We start from the raw sequence: 19927 nt of genomic DNA, 5'->3' as shown, positions 1-19927 counted from the left end.
GAGGTTCATCCGACTATTGCCAAGGGAGGGTTCAGCAGTACATGCTGGAAATCGAAAAGCCGAAGATCGAATGTGTCGCTAGCAGCGAGGATGCCACATATGGGAAATTTGTTGTGGAGCCCCTGGAGCGTGGATACGGCGTAACCCTGGGCAATTCGCTGCGGCGAATTCTTCTGTCCTCTTTACCCGGGGCTGCCGTTACTTCGGTAAAGATCGATGGGGTTCTCCATGAGTTCTCCACTATCCCCGGAGTTGTAGAGGACACAACGGATATCATTCTCAACTTAAAACTTCTTTCCCTGAAGATGTTTACCGATGAATTACAAGTTCTTCGCATCGAAAAGGAAGAAGAAGGTGTAGTAAGAGCAAGCGATATCCAGATCAACTCAGAAGTAGAAATTCTTAACCCAGAGCTACCCATAGCCACTTTATCCAAAGGCGCACGCCTGTACATGGAGATTACAGTGGAAAAAGGTAGAGGCTATGTTTCGGCCGTAAAACATAAAAAGTCGGAACATGTTATTGGTGTTATTCCTGTGGATGCTAACTTTGCTCCTGTGAGAAAAGTAAATTTCCGTGTGGAAGATACTCGGGTTGGACAGATTACTGACTACGACAGGTTGATCTTAGAAGTGTGGACCAATGGCAGTCTTAGTCCCGAAGAAGCGACCAGTTTATCTGCTAAAATCATGATTGAACACCTGAAACTCTTTGTAGGTCTTACAGAGAATCCCGATGATGAAAGCACAGGCAACATCATGGTGGAAAAAGAAGAACGCCCGCAGGATAAGATTCTAGATATGACTATCGAAGAATTAGATCTTTCTGTACGTTCTTTTAACTGTCTGAAACGAGCAGGCATAAATACTGTTAGAGACTTAACAATGAAGACAGAAGAAGACATGATTAAAGTACGCAATCTGGGACGTAAGTCTCTAGAAGAAGTGGACATAAAGCTTACTAGCTTAGGTCTTTCACTACGTAAATCTGATGATTGATAATGGTACCCTGCCGCAAAGGAGGGAATAGAATGGCATATCGTAAATTTTCACGTCATACAGGTCATCGTCGTGCCATGCTGCGCAATATCGTAACTTCTCTTCTTAAGCACGGCAAAGTAACAACGACAGAACCTAAAGCAAAAGAATTGCGCCGTATTGCCGAGAAAATGATCACACTTGGGAAGCGTGGAGACCTCCATGCTAGACGTCAAGCTCTTTCCTACTTGCAAGAAGAGTCAGTCGTTACACAGCTTTTCAACGAAACTGCTCCAAAGTATGCAACTCGTCAAGGTGGATATACCCGCCTGATGAAAGCAGGGTATCGTCGAGGAGATTCTGCTCCCATGTGTATTGTTGAATTGGTGTAGTTAACCAAAGGACCATAAGAAAACGTCAGGTCAGGAGCAACCCTAATTAGGGTTAGTTTCCTGGCTTTCCTTTTCCCTAGGGAAGAATCAAATTAACTTAGAATTGTATAGCATCTTGTTTCGTTTATCCTGACCCTCCTATGGAGATATCATACATGAATAATCGTAGAGTGCGCTTTATAGTAGCCTATGACGGCACTTATTACCATGGTTTTCAAACGCAGGATAATCCTGCTTTACCAACGATCCAAGATCAATTACAGCTTGCTATCAAAACTTTAACTAACGAAGAAGTTACAATTACCTGTGCAGGTCGAACCGATGCAGGTGTTCACGCACGGGGACAAGTAATTGATTTTGCAACTTCATCAAGAATACCAGATGAGAAATTCCATCTGGCCATGAATTCTTTATTGCCTAAAGATATTGCTGTTATCAATGCCGTGACAGTGCACGATAACTTTCATTCACGATTTCATGCTTTAGGAAAGCATTATCGCTACAGCATATATAACAACACCATTCCCTCTCCCTTTCATCGTTATTACACTTATCAAATTTATCCAAAACTGAATCGAGATGCGATGTTTGCAGGTGCTAGAGCCTTTGTAGGAACGCATGACTTTTCAGCTTTTTGTGCGGCAGGTACATCTGTAAAAAACTTTGTTCGCACTATATGGCATTGTGAGATAACAGAACCAGAAGAGGGAATTTTTCAGCTCGATATTATGGGAAACGGCTTTCTTTACAACATGGTGCGCATTATTGCCGGAACTTTAATTGATGTAGGAAAAGGTAAAATTGAACCATCACAGTTGGAAAGAATTATTCAATCTCAGAAGAGAGCTTTAGCAGGAACAACCGCTCCCCCACAAGGATTATGTTTAATTAAAGTTTGGTATAATGAGCTTGACTTTCCTTTTACATTGTCATAAAATATTGGGGTGAGCTTTTGCAGAGCGCTTACTAGCCCCAAGTTCTCTGGAGCTTTATATATTTTGATTCTTTTGTCGACACACCCGGCAATGTGGGTGAAGCAGTAAGACAAAGACTCCCAAGGAGGGACTATAATGAGCACCTTCATGGCGAAGACCAATGAAGTTGAACGGAAATGGTACGTCATTGATGCGGCTGGTAAGCCTCTTGGTCGAGTCGCATCGGAAGCCGCAAGATTATTACGCGGCAAGCATAAGCCAATTTTTACTCCACACGTTGATACGGGTGACCACGTGATTGTCATTAATGCAGAACAAGCTGTATTAACAGGTAAGAAGTTAAGCCAAAAGATGTTTTACCATCATTCACGTTATCCCGGTGGTATGAAATTGATCAGCTATGGTACATTGATGAAAACTCGTCCAGAACGGGCCATGGAAAAAGCTGTTAAAGGCATGCTTCCAAAAAACCGTTTGGGCGCCCAAATGTATCGTAAGCTGAAAGTGTATAAAGGCGGAGAGCATCCCCACGAGGCACAAAAGCCAGAAGTTTGGAACTTCGGTGAGTAGGGAAGGGAGGTTGTAAACAATGGCTCAAGTACAATATCTTGGAACAGGTCGCCGGAAGAAATCAGTAGCTCGCGTTCGACTGCTTCCTGGTGATGGAAAGTTCTTAATCAATAATCGTTCTTTAACAGAATACTTTGGCAAAAAGACTTTGGAAATGATCGTTAGTCAACCTCTCGATCTAACCAAGACAGAAGGTCGCTTTGACATTCTTTGCAACGTACACGGCGGTGGTACAACTGGTCAAGCAGGTGCTATTCGCTTAGGTATTGCAAGAGCATTGTTAAAAGCTGACATTGGATTACGTCCTGCCTTAAAGCGCGCAGGATTCCTAACGCGTGACCCACGCATGAAAGAAAGAAAGAAATACGGACTCAAAGCCGCTCGTCGTGCTCCTCAGTTTTCCAAGCGCTAATTGGGGTTGCTGTCAGAAAAGGCAAATTAAGAAAGAGAACCTATGTAGAATGGGTTCTCTTTCTTTTTTATATGAAAATAACAAGAAATGAAAAAAGTACCAAGCAATTAAACGATATCAGTATACAAAGAAAAAGGAAAAAGATTGATCTATGAAGAACTATACAGTAGTAATCTTATTAATAAAGAAATAAATGAGATGTAAAAATGCTTCAAAAAAGGGGGAATCTCGGTCGTGGATAAAAGCTTTATGGATGAGTATCTAGACCTATTCTACTCTGAAGCAAAAGAACAGCTGGAGATACTTTCTCGAGACTTGTTATCTATAGAGTCAGGAACATCAGATGAAGAAACAATTCATCAAATGTTTCGAGCGGCACACTCACTAAAAGGAGCTAGTGCATCTGTCGGATTTCAAGTCGTAGCTAATATTACTCATAACATTGAAGACTTACTCGGCAAAGTTCGTGAAGGTCAGCTTGTTCTTGATGCCAGAGGTATTGATGCCATTTTCAATGCGTTAGATTTTATCCAAGCTATCCTTTTCCAAGCTCAAGAAGTTGACCCAGAAAAAGCTGAGGAACTAATAAAGCAATTAGAAGAAGCCAGCTTAGAAAAAAAAGAAGAGTCTAGTACAATAGAACATAAGGTAAGTAAAGATGAAGACTTAGCACATATCAGAGATCGGTATGCTACTATTTCATCAGCTAGAGAAATTGAAATAGTCTTTCAGAACGACTGTATTATGAAAGCAGTACGGGCTTTTTTGATTCTGAACAACCTTAGTGAATTTGGAGAAGTATTAGAAAGCTTTCCTGCTCAAGATGATCTAGAAACATGTGAAGAAAACGTTAATAGCTTTCATATCTTTTTTGATTGGAAGAAAGGCACAACAGAAGAGCTTTATAAAGTCATTAACGTAGCCGATGTAAGTGACATAAAAATCAAATTACTTTCAGACTTGCAGGCTATTTCTGAACTCGGTGATGCTAAGACAGTTGAAGAAGTACCACCAAAAGCTGTTGTTCTTCAAAGTGAAAAAAGTATAGCCAAAACAGCCGATAAAGTAAGTGAAAAAGGAACTGAGCTCATCAAAGTAGAAGCATCTCGTCTTGACTACTTGATGAATTTAATTGGTGAATTGCTAATTAGCCAGACTCGTTTTGCTCGTATACAAGAAAGTTATATTGAACAACATGGCAACAGCAATTTAGGAGCTGACATGGCGGAAGAAACCCACCATTTAGCTAGGCTCACTAGTCAATTACAAGATGGTCTAATGAAGACTAGAATGGTACCTATTGGAACAGTTTTTAACCGCTTTCCTCGCTTAGTTCGTGACCTCGCCAGAAAAGTTCATAAAAAAATTAACCTAGTTGTAGAAGGGCAAGAAACAGAACTAGATAAGTCAATGGTAGACTTGATTGGCGAGCCTTTAATGCACTTGCTACGTAATGCTATTGACCATGGAATTGAGACACCAGAAGAGCGAATGGCCGCTGGTAAACCACCAGAGGGAACAGTTATCTTATCAGCAAGCCATGAGGGCAGTCGGATTTTGATCAAAGTAGCTGATGACGGCAAAGGCATAGATGAAGAAAAAGTTCTGGCTAAAGCTCGTCGCTTGAATCTTGTCGAGGAAGGACAAGAGTTGACAAAACAAGAGATTTACAATTTACTCTTTTCAGCAGGTCTCAGTACGGCACAGAAAGTAACTGATGTGTCAGGACGAGGCGTCGGCATGGACGTAGTTCGACGTAACATAATGGCTCTCAATGGCATGATTGAAGTTCAATCGGAAAAAGGACAAGGCAGTAGCTTTATCATTCAATTACCGATTACCTTGGCTATTATACAAGGTCTTCTCGTTTCTTCTGAAGGTGAAAAATTCATTATTCCACTAGATAATGTCCTAGAGAGCTTTCAATTAAGAGATCAAGATATTGACTCTATAGGTGGTAACGAAGTTTTCACTGTCCGAGGCAGTATTGTTCCTATCAAGGCACTACAGGAAGTCTTGCAAATTGACAAACAAGCAAACAAAGCAAAAAGGAAGTATCGCTCTGTAGTTATGATTGGATTAGCAGAACAGAGAATGGGATTAGAAGTAGATGAATTGCTAGGACAACGAGAAATAGTCATCAAAACAGTAAACGCACCATGGTTGAAGATGGAAATTTTTGCAGGAGCAACTATTTTAGGAGACGGCAGAGTATCACTAATTATTAACGTAGCTACCTTATTTGCACGTTGTACATCTACTTAGAATTGGGATAAGCAAAAGGAAGGTGAGCGGATTGTTAGATTACGAGATTATAGAAAAAGAAGAGATACTGGTGATTCGTTTTTACGGCAGTATCGGTGCAGAGAATGCCCAGAAGCTAAAAAAAGCTTTTCAGACTCTGCCAGAAGAGAATCATAAGCTGGTTATTAATCTAGGTGTTAGCTTTATTACCAGTGAGGCCATAGGCTACCTAATTCAAATCTACAAAAAATATCGCGAAAAAAAAGGTGAGGTCATTTTATGTAATGTCTCAGGCAACGTACGTACCGTTTTAGAGATGATACGTCTTAATAAAGTAATTACGATTCTAGAAAGCGAAGAAAAAGCGTTAGAACGTTTGAGCTAATGATAATGAACATATAAAACAATTTAACAATTTACAAAGAAAGAAAAAATAAAAGTAAAGGAAGTGATTTGATGGAGCGATTCTTAAAATTCAAAGTAGGAACACGTATTCTGCTAGTCATTCTATTCTCGACGATTGTGCTTTTATCGATTGGGATCTTTGGAATGTATAACTTGAACATTATGAACGATGAAGTAGACCAGCTCTATGAAGAGAGTTTACTACCAACTCGCTACTTAGGAGAAGTAAGAACTAACTTGCAAGGCTATCGCGTTACCACCTACAACCATTTTCTTGCAAACAACATAGAAGACAAACAAGTATGGTATCAAAGAGGTAGTGATTATCTCAAAAATTTCAGAGAAAACTTATCTCTATACAAACAAACAAACATAAATGCTGATGAGCTAAGAACAGTTAACGAAATTGAATCAGCTCTTCAAGAATATGTAGCTATAGTTGAAAGAAGCTTACAAGCAAGTTTAAATGGTGATGTTGCTGGCGCAATGCAAATCGCTGGTCAGGCTCGTAACATAGCCTTTACTCTTGATGGAAGCTTAGACAACCTGGTTAGTATGCAAGTACGCGTAGCTGATGAGAAAAAAGTTTACACTGATAACCTCTATGGTTCTACAGTTACCACAACTATCATCATTATTGCTGTTGGCGTAATTGTTTCCTTCGGCTTAGGTGTCTTACTCTCACGTAGTATAGCTAAACCTTTAGGTGAATTAGAAAGGATAGCTACAAAAATAGCTCAAGGTGACTTGACAGAAAATGCAGGAAATACACAAGGTGATGATGAACTATCTTCACTTTCTCGCTCCATTCACTTAATGGTTAACAATCTGCGTAACTTTGTGAAGAAAGTACAAGAAGGTGCTGAAGCTGTAGCTGCTTCTAGTCAGCAGATTTCTGCTTCTTCACAACAAATGGCTAGTGGTTCTCAAGCTCAAGCAGAAGAAGCACAAGGTATTTCTAACATGATGAGCGACATGGCAGGTGCCGCCACACAAGTGGCACAGTCGGCTCAAAAAGCGGCTCTTTCTTCAGAAAGCACAACTGCTTCGACTTTAGAAGGCGGCGCCATTATTGAGAAAACTGTATCAGGTATGGACAATGTGGCCAAAAACGTTATGAGCCTTGGTCAGAGCTCCGAAAAAATTGGAGAAATCGTAGAAATGATCGACGATATTGCATCTCAGACCAACTTATTGGCACTCAATGCTGCTATAGAAGCGGCTCGTGCAGGTGACGCAGGCAAAGGCTTTGCTGTCGTTGCAGATGAAGTTCGCAAGCTGGCAGAGCGCTCCGGAACAGCTACTAAAGAGATCGCAACTTTAATCAAAGGTATTCAAGCTGACACAGGTAAAGCTGTAGATGCTGTTAAAGACGGACGTGAATATACTCAAAAAGCAGGCGAAGCTTTTCAAACAATTAAAGACCAAGTGAGGCAGACAGCTGGTGAAGTAGGTGAAATTGCCGCCGCCGCAGAAGAGCAAGCGGCAACATCAGATCAAGCAACCAAAGCTGTCCAAAATGTAGCGGCTATTGCTGAAGAAACATCAGCTGGTGTAGAAGAAATGGCTGGCGCTATTCAATCTATGTCACATCTAGCTACAGAGCTTCAGGAAGCGGCTACGAAGTACAAGGTGTAACTAACAATTCATAAACGAATAAAAAGAAGTTAGTGATTTAGGCATTTTCTAATAAAAATAAGCATAAGTCGGTTTTCAGAACGATTTATGCTTATTTTTTTCAACAAAACAAATTCACAGAATAGTACAGAAAAAGAGGTGTTGTATATGAATTGGCTACGCAACTTAAAAATAGCTAAGAAGCTGTTGCTTCTTATTGTCTTAACAGCTCTATCACTTTCTGCCGTAGGATATATAGGTTACTACTACATGAGTAACATGAATGAAAATGCTCAAGAAATGTACTTTGATCGCCTTGTACCTGTTAAAGAGTTGAATGAAGCATTAACTTCATTAAAGTCTATTGAACTTTTGTCACAGCAACTTTTTGATGCTCGAGATGCTAATCAAATCCAATCAATTGTTCAAGTGATGAGACAAGAAAATGCCGAAATCGAGGGTATTATAAGTGATTTCGAGCAAACCTATCTGTTAGCTTATGAAAGAGAAAGAGTGCCTATACTTAAGGATGCATTATCACGGTATCAGACGGAGCAAGAAAGAATTATTGCACTTGCTTCTCAAGGTCAACAGTATGAAGCTCACCGCTATTATGATGAAGTAGCGATACCACAGATAGAACAAGCCAACAAAGTTCTATTAGAATTAGCAACTTTTAATGCTAACGTTGCCGAGGAACTACAAGTTACTTCAGCAGAAGCTTTTCAAAGTGCTTTAATAATCATGATAGGAATAACTTTATTAGCTATCGTAATAAGTAGCATTTTAGGGCTATATATTTCCAGAATAATTGTACAACCGATTCAACAGTTAGATAAATTGATGGAACGATCCAAAGAGGGAGATCTTACTGGAAAAGGAGAGATTATGTCTGTTGACGAAACAGGCAACTTAACCCAATCTTTCAATCAAATGATGGATCAGTTGCAAAAATTCGTACGACAAGTTCAAGATGGTGCACAATCTGTTGCCGCTACTAGTCAGCAAATCTCAGCTTCTACAGAAGAAATGGCTGCGGGAGCACAATCACAGGCAGAGCAAGTACAATCCTTGTCAACCCTATTATCCGAAATGGCCAAAGCGGCCAATCAAATGGCTCAATCTTCCGAAAAAGCAGCTTTTGCTTCTGAAAAAGCCACCAAAACAACGCATGAAGGTGGAAAAACAATAGTTCAAACAATTGATGGCATGGATGAAATTGCTACTCACGTTACAAAGCTTGGTGAAAACTCAGGCAAAATTGGCGAAATTGTTGAAATGATCGACGATATCGCTTCTCAAACTAATTTGTTAGCTTTAAATGCCGCCATCGAAGCGGCGCGAGCCGGTGATGCAGGCAAAGGCTTTGCTGTAGTGGCCGAAGAAGTACGTAAATTAGCAGAGCGTTCTGGTGGTGCAACGAAAGAAATTGCGACTCTAATCAAAACTATTCAATCAATTACAGAGAAAGCTGTACAGTCAGCTAATGAAGGTCGTTTACTAGCTCAGCAAGCAGGTCAAGCTTTTGACGAGATACAAGGGCAAGTTAACGAGACAGGTAGCGAAGTAAGTGAAATTGCTGCGGCGGCAGAAGAGCAAGCGGCTCTCTCAGAACAATCAGCCAACGCTGTCCAAAGTGTAGCGGCTATTACAGAAGAAACATCAGCAGCTGCCCAAGAAACAGCTAGTGCTACTCAAGCATCAGCCAACCAAGCTATGGAGTTACAAGAATCTGCTAAGCAATTTAAGATCTAATAATTACCTGTCTAAGAAGTTTTTATAAGCCGTAAGAAGCAAAACCTAACACCTAACAAAAAAAGATTACAAAACAGGTAAGCATGCCAAAAGAAAATAAACAAAAAAAGTAAAGTGCGAGCATAAAAGCTTGCACTTTTTTTGTTTTGATTAACCAGATAATCTATTTTGTCAAGCTATAGCCGCTATCTTCTCACCTTTATAGCGTTATTTTTCATACTTTGCCGTCTTTTTCAAAAAAAATTTTCTGAAGGTGTATATTGGTAAAAAAAGAGGGAAATATTTATCTGCGGGAGCTAATTTCGCTAAATTGGCGAAAAAGGAGTTTGCATCCTTCAAGAGCGCTCCCTATTATAATAAATGTGTGTTAGCACTCGCTTTAACTGAGTGCTAACAAGAAGAATGCAAACTCTAAACAAATCAAACATATTTGCAAGGAGGGTTCCTTTCCGTATGAACATCAAGCCTCTCGCTGATCGTGTTGTCGTAAAGCCTTTAGAAGCAGAAGAAAAAACGGCAAGCGGCATCATTATGCCTGACACAGCCAAAGAAAAGCCTCAACAAGGAGAGATCGTGGCAGTAGGTTCTGGCCGTATCCTTGACAACGGCGAAAGAGCCGCACTAGAAGTTGCTGTAGGTGACCGTGTAATTTACAGCAAGTACTCTGGTACAGAAGTAAAACTAGAAGGTACAGAGTATCTGATCCTCAATGAGCGTGACATCCTGGCTGTACTGTAAAATCAGAAGGAGGTAATTAATAATCATGGCGAAAATGACTGTTTTTAATGAAGAAGCTCGTCGCGGCCTAGAAAGAGGCGTGAACACACTGGCAGAAGCCGTTCGTGTAACCCTTGGACCAAAAGGACGCAACGTTGTATTAGAGAAAAAGTTTGGCTCTCCTTTGATCACTAACGATGGTGTTACCATTGCTAAAGAGATCGAGCTAGACGATCCAATCGAAAACATGGGTGCTCAACTAGTTAAAGAAGTTGCTACCAAAACTAACGATGTTGCTGGTGATGGTACAACTACTGCTACTATCTTAGCTCAAGCTATCATTCGTGAGGGCATGAAAAACGTAGCGGCTGGTGCTAACCCTATGGTTCTTAAGCGCGGTATTCAAAAAGCAGTTGAATGTTGCGTAGAAGAAATCCAAAACATTGCTAAGCCTATCGAAAGCAAAGAAGCAATTGCTCAAGTTGCTTCCATCTCCGCGGCTGATGCTAACATTGGTAGCCTCATTGCTGAAGCTATGGAAAAAGTAGGCAAAGACGGCGTTATCACTGTAGAAGAATCAAAAGGCTTCACTACTGATCTAGAAGTAGTAGAAGGCATGAACTTCGACCGTGGTTACATCTCCCCTTACATGGTTACTGACACAGACAAGATGGAAGCAGTTCTCAACGAGCCTTACATCTTGATTACTGATAAAAAGATTTCCGCTATTAAGGACATTCTGCCTGTATTAGAGCGTATTGTTCAAAGCGGTAAGCAACTAATGATTATTGCTGAAGACGTAGAAGGCGAAGCTTTAGCTACTTTAGTTGTCAACAAACTTCGTGGTACATTCACTTGCGTAGGCGTAAAAGCACCAGGTTTTGGCGATCGTCGTAAAGCTATGCTCGAAGACATTGCTATTCTCACCGGTGGTCAAGTAATCACTGAAGAAGTAGGTCTCAAGCTCGAGAACGCTACTGTAGAAATGCTTGGTCGCGCTCGCCAAGTTCGTATCACCAAAGAAGAAACAATTCTCGTTGATGGTGCTGGTTCTCAAGATAGCATCAAAGCCCGCATTGCTCAGATCCGCAAACAATACGAAGACTCCACTTCTGAGTTTGACAAAGAAAAGCTCCAAGAGCGTCTGGCTAAATTAGCTGGTGGTGTAGCTGTTATTCAAGTTGGCGCCGCTACTGAAACAGAGCTCAAAGAGAAGAAGCTTCGTATTGAAGATGCTCTGAATGCAACTCGTGCCGCTGTAGAAGAAGGTATTGTTCCTGGTGGTGGTACAGCACTATTGAACATCCAAAAAGCTCTAGAAGCTGTGGAGGCAAATGCTGGTGACGAAGCAACTGGTGTAGCTATTATCAAGAGAGCTCTCGAAGAGCCTATTCGTCAAATTGCCAACAACGCTGGTCTAGAAGGCTCTGTTATTGTAGAGAAAGTGAAGAACCTCAGCACTGGTCAAGGCTTTAACGCGGCCACAGAAACTTATGAAGATATGTTTGCCGCTGGTATCGTTGACCCTGCCAAAGTAACTCGCTCTGCTCTACAAAACGCCGCTTCTATTGCTTCCATGCTCTTAACTACAGAAGCAATTGTAGCTGACAAGCCAGAGAAGAAAGATGCTCCTGCAATGCCACCAGGTATGGGCGGCATGGGCGGAATGGATATGATGTAGTCTTTAGACTACTTCGAAAAAACGTCGAACCTTAATCGGTTCGGCGTTTTTTTGTTTTGCCGCCTCTTTAAAGCGCATAAGTTTGTGTGAGAAGGAGGTGTGCTTATGTCTGTTATTTTATTTATTGGTAGGGTGAGAAAGCTCCTTACCATAGCCCTAACAGTACTAGTTGTCCTAGTGCTGTCTTTTGGGGCTTATCAATGGTACAAAGGAATAGAAGGACAGACAGCGCAAGCCATAAGCAATTCAGTAAAAGGCAAAGTAGTTGTAATTGATGCTGGTCATGGTGGTCAAGATGGGGGAGCTAAAGGTCGCCAAGGAACTTTAGAAAAAGAAATTAATTTGCAAGTAGCCAAAAAAGTAGCTAATTACTTAGAAGAATATGGCGTAACAGTCCTCATGACCCGTGAAGATGACAACAATCTTGTTACAGGACGATGGAGTCAACGAGCTGAACTTACGAAGCGCGTGGAAAAAGCGCGAGAAGCTCAAGCCGATATTTATGTTGCCATTCACTGTAATAGCTTTCCATCACCGCGCTGGTCTGGTCATCAAACTTTTTATCAACCTGGTTCAGAAGAGGGCAAGAGATTAGCCCTACATATTCAGAATGAAATAACCAGGAGAGTCGGTAATAAAGATAAGAGACAGGCCAAAGCAGAAGACTACTTTGTATTGCGCACATCTCATTGCCCTGCTGTTATGACAGAAATTGGTTTTCTGTCGAATCCAACAGAAGAAGCTCTTTTAAAAACTGAAAACCATCAAAAGCAAATTGCGCTAGGCATTACAGAAGGTATTTTACGCTTTTTAGAAGGAAAGGCGGCACCTGAGAAAAAAACATTTTTTATGGAAAAACCCTGATCGCAACAGCAACAGTCAATCATTTCCTATAGATTTTTCAGGAACGATTCTGCTACCATATAAGTAAAAGTGGTCGAGGAGTGTCGAAATGATCATAAGCAAAAAGTGGAGTTGGCTCGTCCTCTTCTTTTTTTTACTTTTTCCTGGACAAGCTCTCGCGCAAAATAACGCAGGGATCAAAGATCATAAAGGTCATTGGGCTGAAAAATCTATACAAGAATTTGTTGATATGGATATTACACGAGGCTACCCCGACGGAACTTTTCGACCTAATGCCATGATTACAAGAGCAGAATTTTTAACACTCCTAGTGAAAGCTTTTGATTTACCTACAGGTTCTGCTGAATTACCTTTTCCAGATGTAAAAGCTAACGATTGGTTTCGTGCCGAGGCAGTAGCGGCTAAAGAAGCTGGAATTGTGCAAGGTGATGAGCGTGGGAACTTTGAACCACAGAGACCAGTAAATCGAGCTGAAATGGTGACTATGGTCATTAGAGCGGCAGGAGAGAGTCTAGTACCATCAGGTCAAAAAAGATATTTTCCCGATGTATCGAGAGGTTCATGGATGGAAGAACCGATTGCTTTAGCTGTTCAAGCAGAGATTGTTAGTGGTTATGTAGATGGACTTTTCCATCCTCAACGACAAGCTACACGTGCAGAAGCGGCTACCTTGTTAACTAAAGCCTTACAGAGCCTTCAAAACCCTGAATATTTACCGAATGATGAAAAGCTAATGCAAGTAGTTATAGACTTTGAAAATGCCGGTATTGAAGAAACAAATCGCCAAAGCTATAGCTTAACTGCCTCCTTAGGCTACACCATTGGTTTAGCTAGAGAGATGACTATCTATCAAAGCGAACAATTGAAGAAAGAAACGGAATTATCACAAGTAAGACTAACGATTGAACCTGTAGCTCAAGAAGCTAGAGTTTTCGAGAAAAGCAGGTTTACAGCAAAAGTTAGATATAAGTACCACTACAAAGTAAGGCTACAAACAAATGATTTAGAACAAAGCGGGATTATAGCGGAAACAATAGATTACTCACTGCGAAAGCAAAATGGACAATGGAAGATATATAAGATGGAAGAGGCAAAGTAAAGCAGACCTATCTTGATAAGTTAGGGGCGAGGATTACTTTGCCTCTCCTTCTTTTTAAACAAAAAAAGAGGGCCTACAGTGCCCTCTTACATAATCATTATGGCTACAAGCGTTGTTACAAATAAACCGGCACCAACACAAGCGAAGTTTCGCCTCACCAACTCAATAGGGCTTACCCCAGCAATACCAGCGTCAGCAACAACACCGAAGGCCCAGGCTGTTAAAGTACCTCCACCTGTCCAAATGGCGGCAACTTGTCCTAAAGCGGCTAAAGTAGCTACATCGACGCCTGCTGGTCCGCCAAGAGCGTTAGCTAGAGAACCCACAAGAGGCAAACCTGAGAATCCCGAACCGTCGAGACCTGTCATGATACCAACTAGCACAATACCAAAAGCCAAAGGAACAGTACCTAGTGGCAAGACATTGGCTAAGGCAGTACCAAGATCAAACATAAACCCAGGAGCACCTTCACCTAAAATGGCGGGAGCAAGGCCAGGAGCACCTAAGAAGAAGAAACCTGCAATGGGAATAACAGCGGCGAAGATTTTGATAGAAAATAGAAAACCTTCACGCAAGAATCCAACCACTTTTTCCAAGGCCGCACTACCATGACCACCGAGGCTTACAGCCAAGAGGAAGAAAGCGGCTGTACCACCGAGTAGTGACGTAGCTCCGCCACCTTTAATATCGGGAAGATCGGGGTTTAAGTTGGAACGAATCATAACAATGATAATCAAAAAGAAAATGGCAGGAACAGCGGCGGCAAAAAACTTAGATACACCTGTAGGTTTGATTTCACCACTAGCTTTTAGAAGCTCGTTTTTCTTAGCTTCATCAGGTGAAGCTTCTAGCTCGCCTCTTCTACGTAAGGTAAAGTAGGCTACGGTGAGAGCAATAAGACCGGTGATCAGAGCAAACATCCATGCTGTAGTAAAGATGAGAGCTACATCAACATCAGCCGCTCTAGCTGTAATAGCAGGTGCACCTTGCAAGACAACGTCACCGGAAAGGGCCATACCATGACCTGCTAAGTTTAAGGCCATAGCGGCCGCCATAGGTGCAAGTCCAGCACTGATGGCTACAGGAATGAGAATAGTACCGACTAATGCCACGGCAGGTGTGGGCCAGAAGAAGGTCGCTGCGATGTACATGACTGCCGCTAATGTAATAAAGGCAACAGTAGGCTTAGTCATAAAACGCTTAGCAGGAGCAACCATTAAGACATCAGAACCAATACTTTGCAAAGCTTTTAACATAGAAACCATAAGCGCAATGACAAGCATGATGTCAAAGAGTTCTGTACCTGCTGTTTCTAGAGCGCGGAAGACAGTTTGTGCCGCTCCAACTAGTTGATACTCTGCGAAGACCCAGCCGATAAGAAATATACCGACAATACAGGGAACAACAACATCTCTGCGAAAAATCATGGAACCGACAACCCAAAGTACAACGAGTAGATAGATCCAATGTAAAATCGTCAACTCTGGCATTTGTAAAAACCCTTCCTTTTATTGGATTTTTCAATGCTCGGTAGCTTAGTGTGCTTTCTATTTCACCTCCATTTTTTTGTCTGCGAATTTATTATTTCTGCAATTCCCGACATTATGTAATAAAGGTACAAAGAGTCTAAGTAATTTAGCGTAAGAAGCTTGAAAAATGTTGAATGAATATTCTAAGGGATGTATAATTATACCCAATGTATTTTGTACTAACAGTAAAACGAGGAGGCGACAGAAGATGATAAAAGTTGCTATTGTAGGATCAACAGGTTATACAGGTGCGGAACTAGTGCGCCTTCTCAGTCATCATCCTGAAGTGGAAATAGTAGCTCTAACATCACAGAGTTATGTTGATCAAGCATACGAAGAAGTATACCCAAGCTTAACAGGTCAAGTAGGTCTTTCCTGTCAAGCTCAAGACATAGAAGCGCTTATGAACGAGGCTGACGTAGTCTTTCTAGCACTACCTCATGGACTGTCTGTACCCTGGGCACAAGAGGCTTACCGACAAGGTAAGAAAGTAATTGACTTAGGGGCAGACTTTCGTTTTAGAGAAGTCCAAACGTATGAGAATTGGTATAAGACGAAGCATGAAGCACCGGACTTACTATCTCAAGCGGTTTATGGACTGCCCGAATTGAATCGTCATAAAATTCGCGAAAGCGTCTTAGTCGCCAACCCCGGTTGTTACCCTACAGCGTCTATCCTTGGTCTAGCTCCCCTTTTACAAGCTAAAGTTATTAACCCCAAAAAGATCATCATTGATGCCAAATCAGGTGTATCCGGTGCAGGAAGAAGTGCTAAGCTAGGCTCTTTATATGGTGAAGTGAATGAAAACGTAAAAGCATACGGCGTAGCAACACACCGTCATACACCAGAAATAGAACAAGAAATAGCGGCTTTACTAGGTATGGAAGCAGAAAAAGTAAAGCTCTCTTTTACACCTCATTTGATGCCTATGACGAGAGGTATTTTATCAACTATCTACGGAGAATTATTAGAAAACCTTCAAATATCAGCAGTAGAACTGCGCCAGATTTATAAGGACTTTTACGATAAAGAACCCTTTATTCATATAACAGAAGAAGATCAATGGCCACAGACTAAGTGGTGTTACGGTTCTAACCATGTCTTTATTGGCCTAACTGTTGACCCTCGTACGCACCGAGTTATTGTAACGACAGCTATAGACAACTTAGTCAAAGGAGCTGCGGGGCAAGCTATACAGAATATGAATATTCTTTTTGATTTACCGGAGACAAAAGCCTTAGAAAGACCAGGTATCTGGCCTTAATATTCTAGATTTGAGATAGAACAGCTGAGACGATCAAATTATGAATTGTCTAGGATAAAAAATAAATAAGGCGGGAAAAGCGATGAAAGATACCATTACAGTTACTTTTCAAGAAACAGGCAATGTCACCTCGCCGTCAGGCTTTCAAGCAAGTGGCGTAGCCGCGGCGATCAAAAAGCCAGGCCGTCTTGATATGGCTTTAATATATAGTGAAAAACCATGTAATGCCGCCGCTGTGTATACGACTAATAAAGTACAAGCGGCTCCACTAACAGTTACAAGAGAGCACATCGCCGCAGGAGCTTTGCGTGCTGTTGTGATTAATGCAGGAAATGCTAACGCTTGTACAGGAGAACAAGGATTAGAAAATGCTCGTACAATGGCCACGAAAGCAGGTATAGCATTAGGCCTTAAAGCGCAAGAAGTGGCTGTATCTTCTACTGGTGTAATAGGACAGCAAATGCCTATGGAGCGTATTGTAGCTGGCATTGAGAAACTGTCCCAATCCTTGTCCAACGAAGGCTACCAAGCGGCAGAAGCAATTATGACGACTGATCTTGTGCCCAAAACAGGAAAAGTTGAATTATCCATAGGTGAACAAAAAATTACGATCGGTGCTATGGCTAAAGGTTCTGGTATGATCCATCCCAATATGGCTACCATGCTAGCCTTTTATACTACTGATGCTAAGATAAGTAAGCCATTACTGGAAAAAGCCATGAAGAAAGCGACCAAAGTTTCCTATAACATGATCTCTGTTGACGGTGATACTTCCACTAATGACATGGCCTTAATCTTAGCTAATGGAACATCTTTAGCTCCAGCTATTGAAGCAGAAGGACCTTTATACGATGCTTTTGAAAAAGGGCTTATCGAACTTTCCGTCCACCTAGCTAAAGCAATAGCTCGAGATGGAGAAGGGGCTACTAAGCTCGTAGGAGTTCACGTTAAAGGAGCAAAAACAGAAGAGGACGCACAGAAAGCGGCCCGTACCGTGATCAGTTCTAGCCTCTTCAAATCAGCAATCTTCGGAGCTGATGCCAACTGGGGTCGCATTTTATGTGCTATTGGCTATTCTGGCGCGGACTTCGATCCTTCTACAGTAGATATTTATCTTGGTGATATTCAGACAGCCCGAGATGGTGAAGCTCTAGACTTTTCAGAAGAAAAAGCAGTATCTATACTAAGCCAAAGAGAAGTAACCATTACAGCAGACCTAAAAAATGGTCAGGCCGAAGCAAGAGCTTGGGGCTGTGACTTAACTTATGAATACGTTAAAATTAATGCAGATTATCGAACCTAAAGAGAAGATGGGAGATGAGTCTTTGAATAGCGCACTAGAAAAGGCAGGGATTCTTGTAGAAGCCCTGCCTTACATAAAGAAATTTGCCGGAAAGACAGTTGTGATAAAATACGGCGGTGCCGCAATGCTTAACGACGATCTTAAAGAAGCGGTTATTCAGGACATAGTACTCATGAAATATGTAGGCATCAATCCAGTCATCGTCCATGGTGGCGGTCCTGAGATTAACAGTCTACTGAAAAGAGTAGGCCTTGAATCAACATTTATTCAAGGCTTACGCGTCACCGATGAAGCTACTATGGAACTAGTTGAAATGGTGCTAGCTGGCAAAGTAAATAAAGAAATCGTAGCACGATTACAGCGCCAGGGTGGCAAAGCAGTAGGTATCAGTGGCAAAGATGGTGGCTTAATTAAAGCCAAAAAGCGCTTTGAATTAGTAAAGAATGAAGCAGGTGACCGCATTCCTACCGACATCGGTTACGTCGGTGATGTCGTGAAGATACAACCAGATTTACTTTTTGGCCTAATTGATCAAGGCTATATTCCAGTAATAGCACCTATCGGCGCTGGTGAAACAGGAGAAGCTTATAATATTAATGCTGATACAGCGGCAGGTGAGATTGCCCAAGCCTTAGAAGCTGATAAACTTGTCTTGCTTACCGATGTAGAAGGCATCTTGCGAGATCGCAACAATCCCGATAGCCTGATCTCATCGCTTCAAATTAATCAAGTAGAGCCACTGATGGAAGAAGGTATCCTCAGCGGCGGTATGATTCCTAAAGTTCGTTGTTGCGTAGAAGCTCTACAAGGTGGAGTGGGCACAACCCATATTATCGATGGTCGCCTACCTCATTCACTTTTACTTGAAGTATTTACCGATCAAGGGATCGGAACAATGGTTGTAAAATAAAAAAATTATTGCTAGTTTGAGTTTAAGAAATGAAGGGAGCGTCCATTGTGATGACCAATCAAGAACATGTTGAACTAGGTCGGCAGTATGTAATGAACACCTATGGCCGGCTTCCTATAGCCTTCGTTCGTGGGCAAGGAGCTCGTCTCTGGGATAGTGATGGGAAAGAATACTTGGACTTTCTTTCTGGTCTGGCAGTTAACTCTTTAGGACACTGCCATCCGAAAGTCGTGCAAGCTATTCAAAAGCAAGCAGAAGAACTGCTTCATGTCTCTAACCTTTATTGGATTGAAGGACAAAACAAATTAGCCCAAGCTATCGTTAATAATTCTTTTGCCGATAAAGTTTTTTTCTGCAACTCCGGTGCTGAAGCTAATGAAGGCGCTATCAAATTAGCTCGCAAATATGCGAAAAAGACTTGGGGAGAAGAAAAGTACGAAATTATCACAATGGAACATTCTTTTCACGGTAGAACATTGGCCGCACTTACAGCAACAGGGCAACGGAAGTACCAAGAAGGTTTTGCTCCTCTACCTACAGGCTTCCGCTATGTACCCTTTGGTGACTTAAAGGCTCTTGCAGAAGCGATTAATAGCCATACTTGCGCCATCATGATAGAGCCTATACAAGGTGAAGGCGGCGTAAACATTGCTGACAAAACCTACTGGGAAGGTCTAGCCCAAATCGTAGCAGAGCACAATCTACTTTTGATTGTTGATGAAGTTCAAAGCGGTATGGGACGGACAGGAAAACTTTTTGCTTATGACCATTATGGCCTTCAACCTAATATCATGACTTTGGCAAAAGCACTTGGTGGTGGTGTACCAATTGGAGCTATGGCGGCTACAGATGAAGTAGCTTCCGCTTTTTCTCCAGGAGATCATGCTTCTACCTTTGGCGGCAACCCTTTAGTAACTTCTGCGGGACTGGCTGTTATGGAAGTTATGCTAGAAGAAGGCTTCTTAAGTCGTGTACAAGAAATGGGATCTTATCTACAAGAACAGTTAAATAAAATGGCTCAAAAGCACAGTTCAATCGTAGAAGTTCGTGGACTGGGACTTATGGTAGCTTGTCAACTTGACCGAGAAGGAACAGCTATTGTTTCTTCCTGTCTAGAAAAAGGCTTGATTATCAATTGCACAGCTGGCAAAGTATTGCGCTTCTTGCCTCCTCTAACTATAAATCGCCATGATATTGATCAAGCCATAACAATTCTTGATACAGCATTCATGGCCCAAGGGAATGGGTGAAAA

Annotated in this window: 18 protein-coding genes; 17 read left to right on the top strand and 1 reads right to left on the bottom strand. The window is 41.6% G+C overall.

Going from position 1 to position 19927, the window contains the following annotated elements:
• Window positions 1–41: 41 nt before the first annotated feature.
• The 13 genes from F9B85_RS12465 (at window position 42) to F9B85_RS12405 (ending at window position 13668) form a co-directional block, all read left to right on the top strand.
• Window positions 42–998: a DNA-directed RNA polymerase subunit alpha gene (locus F9B85_RS12465; RefSeq protein WP_151621447.1), complete on the top strand. Its 957-nt coding sequence runs from the start codon at window positions 42–44 to the stop codon at window positions 996–998.
• A 32-nt stretch (window positions 999–1030) separates the two neighbouring features.
• Window positions 1031–1369, top strand: a complete 339-nt coding sequence (gene rplQ, locus F9B85_RS12460; RefSeq protein WP_151621445.1) for a 50S ribosomal protein L17 — start codon at window positions 1031–1033, stop codon at window positions 1367–1369.
• A gap of 155 nt (window positions 1370–1524) precedes the next feature.
• Window positions 1525–2304 carry a tRNA pseudouridine(38-40) synthase TruA gene (truA, locus tag F9B85_RS12455; RefSeq protein ID WP_151621443.1) on the top strand — a complete coding sequence of 260 codons (780 nt, stop codon included), beginning with the start codon at window positions 1525–1527 and terminating at the stop codon, window positions 2302–2304.
• 135 nt (window positions 2305–2439) lie between these two features.
• Window positions 2440–2874 (top strand): 50S ribosomal protein L13, encoded by a 435-nt coding sequence (rplM, locus tag F9B85_RS12450; protein ID WP_151621441.1) that lies wholly within the window; start codon window positions 2440–2442, stop codon window positions 2872–2874.
• 19 nt (window positions 2875–2893) lie between these two features.
• Window positions 2894–3286: a 30S ribosomal protein S9 gene (gene rpsI / locus F9B85_RS12445; RefSeq protein ID WP_151621439.1), complete on the top strand. Its 393-nt coding sequence runs from the start codon at window positions 2894–2896 to the stop codon at window positions 3284–3286.
• Between the two features lie 234 nt (window positions 3287–3520).
• Window positions 3521–5551: a chemotaxis protein CheA gene (locus tag F9B85_RS12440; protein WP_151621437.1), complete on the top strand. Its 2031-nt coding sequence runs from the start codon at window positions 3521–3523 to the stop codon at window positions 5549–5551.
• 31 nt (window positions 5552–5582) lie between these two features.
• Window positions 5583–5915, top strand: a complete 333-nt coding sequence (locus F9B85_RS12435; protein ID WP_170270524.1) for an STAS domain-containing protein — start codon at window positions 5583–5585, stop codon at window positions 5913–5915.
• A gap of 71 nt (window positions 5916–5986) precedes the next feature.
• Entirely contained in the window at window positions 5987–7573 is a 1587-nt protein-coding gene (locus F9B85_RS12430) for a methyl-accepting chemotaxis protein (protein WP_151621433.1), read from the top strand.
• A 147-nt stretch (window positions 7574–7720) separates the two neighbouring features.
• Window positions 7721–9307, top strand: a complete 1587-nt coding sequence (locus F9B85_RS12425; RefSeq protein ID WP_170270523.1) for a methyl-accepting chemotaxis protein — start codon at window positions 7721–7723, stop codon at window positions 9305–9307.
• Between the two features lie 453 nt (window positions 9308–9760).
• Entirely contained in the window at window positions 9761–10045 is a 285-nt protein-coding gene (groES, locus tag F9B85_RS12420; protein WP_151621429.1) for a co-chaperone GroES, read from the top strand.
• 25 nt (window positions 10046–10070) lie between these two features.
• Entirely contained in the window at window positions 10071–11705 is a 1635-nt protein-coding gene (groL, locus tag F9B85_RS12415) for a chaperonin GroEL (protein WP_151621427.1), read from the top strand.
• A 105-nt stretch (window positions 11706–11810) separates the two neighbouring features.
• Window positions 11811–12569: an N-acetylmuramoyl-L-alanine amidase gene (locus F9B85_RS12410; protein WP_151621425.1), complete on the top strand. Its 759-nt coding sequence runs from the start codon at window positions 11811–11813 to the stop codon at window positions 12567–12569.
• A gap of 88 nt (window positions 12570–12657) precedes the next feature.
• Window positions 12658–13668: an S-layer homology domain-containing protein gene (locus F9B85_RS12405; protein WP_151621423.1), complete on the top strand. Its 1011-nt coding sequence runs from the start codon at window positions 12658–12660 to the stop codon at window positions 13666–13668.
• A gap of 86 nt (window positions 13669–13754) precedes the next feature.
• Here the strand turns inward: F9B85_RS12405 and F9B85_RS12400 are convergent, their stop codons facing one another.
• A complete protein-coding gene (locus tag F9B85_RS12400; RefSeq protein ID WP_151621421.1) occupies window positions 13755–15158 on the bottom strand; it encodes a hypothetical protein in 1404 nt (467 codons plus the stop codon).
• A gap of 247 nt (window positions 15159–15405) precedes the next feature.
• Here F9B85_RS12400 and argC point away from each other — a divergent pair, with 247 nt between their 5' ends.
• The 4 genes from argC to F9B85_RS12380 all read left to right on the top strand — a co-directional run bounded on the left by argC (window position 15406) and on the right by F9B85_RS12380 (window position 19924).
• Complete coding sequence (argC, locus tag F9B85_RS12395) at window positions 15406–16461, top strand: N-acetyl-gamma-glutamyl-phosphate reductase (protein ID WP_151621419.1); 1056 nt, start codon at window positions 15406–15408, stop codon at window positions 16459–16461.
• A gap of 82 nt (window positions 16462–16543) precedes the next feature.
• Window positions 16544–17764, top strand: coding sequence for a bifunctional glutamate N-acetyltransferase/amino-acid acetyltransferase ArgJ (gene argJ, locus F9B85_RS12390; protein WP_151621417.1), 1221 nt, complete (start codon window positions 16544–16546; stop codon window positions 17762–17764).
• A 22-nt stretch (window positions 17765–17786) separates the two neighbouring features.
• Window positions 17787–18674 carry an acetylglutamate kinase gene (gene argB / locus F9B85_RS12385; RefSeq protein ID WP_151621568.1) on the top strand — a complete coding sequence of 296 codons (888 nt, stop codon included), beginning with the start codon at window positions 17787–17789 and terminating at the stop codon, window positions 18672–18674.
• Between the two features lie 50 nt (window positions 18675–18724).
• Window positions 18725–19924, top strand: a complete 1200-nt coding sequence (locus F9B85_RS12380) for an aspartate aminotransferase family protein (protein ID WP_151621415.1) — start codon at window positions 18725–18727, stop codon at window positions 19922–19924.
• Window positions 19925–19927 lie beyond the last annotated feature (3 nt).

The sequence above is a fragment of the Heliorestis acidaminivorans genome, assembly GCF_008933955.1.
Lineage (GTDB): Bacteria > Bacillota > Desulfitobacteriia > Heliobacteriales > Heliobacteriaceae > Heliorestis > Heliorestis acidaminivorans.
Note: the sequence above shows the minus strand (reverse complement) of the source record. Positions and strands in the feature narration are given on the sequence as shown.

Bases quoted from the DNA above. Each gene is read 5' to 3' on its own strand.
- groL (WP_151621427.1), top strand. From the start codon at position 10,071: ATGGCGAAAATGACTGTTTTTAATGAAGAAGCTCGTCGCGGCCTAGAA.
- F9B85_RS12405 (WP_151621423.1), top strand. From the start codon at position 12,658: ATGATCATAAGCAAAAAGTGGAGTTGGCTCGTCCTCTTCTTTTTTTTA.
- rpsI (WP_151621439.1), top strand. From the start codon at position 2,894: ATGGCTCAAGTACAATATCTTGGAACAGGTCGCCGGAAGAAATCAGTA.
- F9B85_RS12380 (WP_151621415.1), top strand. From the start codon at position 18,725: ATGACCAATCAAGAACATGTTGAACTAGGTCGGCAGTATGTAATGAAC.
- F9B85_RS12400 (WP_151621421.1), bottom strand. From the start codon at position 15,158: ATGCCAGAGTTGACGATTTTACATTGGATCTATCTACTCGTTGTACTT.
- argJ (WP_151621417.1), top strand. From the start codon at position 16,544: ATGAAAGATACCATTACAGTTACTTTTCAAGAAACAGGCAATGTCACC.
- rplQ (WP_151621445.1), top strand. From the start codon at position 1,031: ATGGCATATCGTAAATTTTCACGTCATACAGGTCATCGTCGTGCCATG.
- F9B85_RS12430 (WP_151621433.1), top strand. From the start codon at position 5,987: ATGGAGCGATTCTTAAAATTCAAAGTAGGAACACGTATTCTGCTAGTC.
- rplM (WP_151621441.1), top strand. From the start codon at position 2,440: ATGAGCACCTTCATGGCGAAGACCAATGAAGTTGAACGGAAATGGTAC.
- F9B85_RS12465 (WP_151621447.1), top strand. From the start codon at position 42: ATGCTGGAAATCGAAAAGCCGAAGATCGAATGTGTCGCTAGCAGCGAG.
- F9B85_RS12425 (WP_170270523.1), top strand. From the start codon at position 7,721: ATGAATTGGCTACGCAACTTAAAAATAGCTAAGAAGCTGTTGCTTCTT.
- F9B85_RS12410 (WP_151621425.1), top strand. From the start codon at position 11,811: ATGTCTGTTATTTTATTTATTGGTAGGGTGAGAAAGCTCCTTACCATA.
- groES (WP_151621429.1), top strand. From the start codon at position 9,761: ATGAACATCAAGCCTCTCGCTGATCGTGTTGTCGTAAAGCCTTTAGAA.
- truA (WP_151621443.1), top strand. From the start codon at position 1,525: ATGAATAATCGTAGAGTGCGCTTTATAGTAGCCTATGACGGCACTTAT.
- argC (WP_151621419.1), top strand. From the start codon at position 15,406: ATGATAAAAGTTGCTATTGTAGGATCAACAGGTTATACAGGTGCGGAA.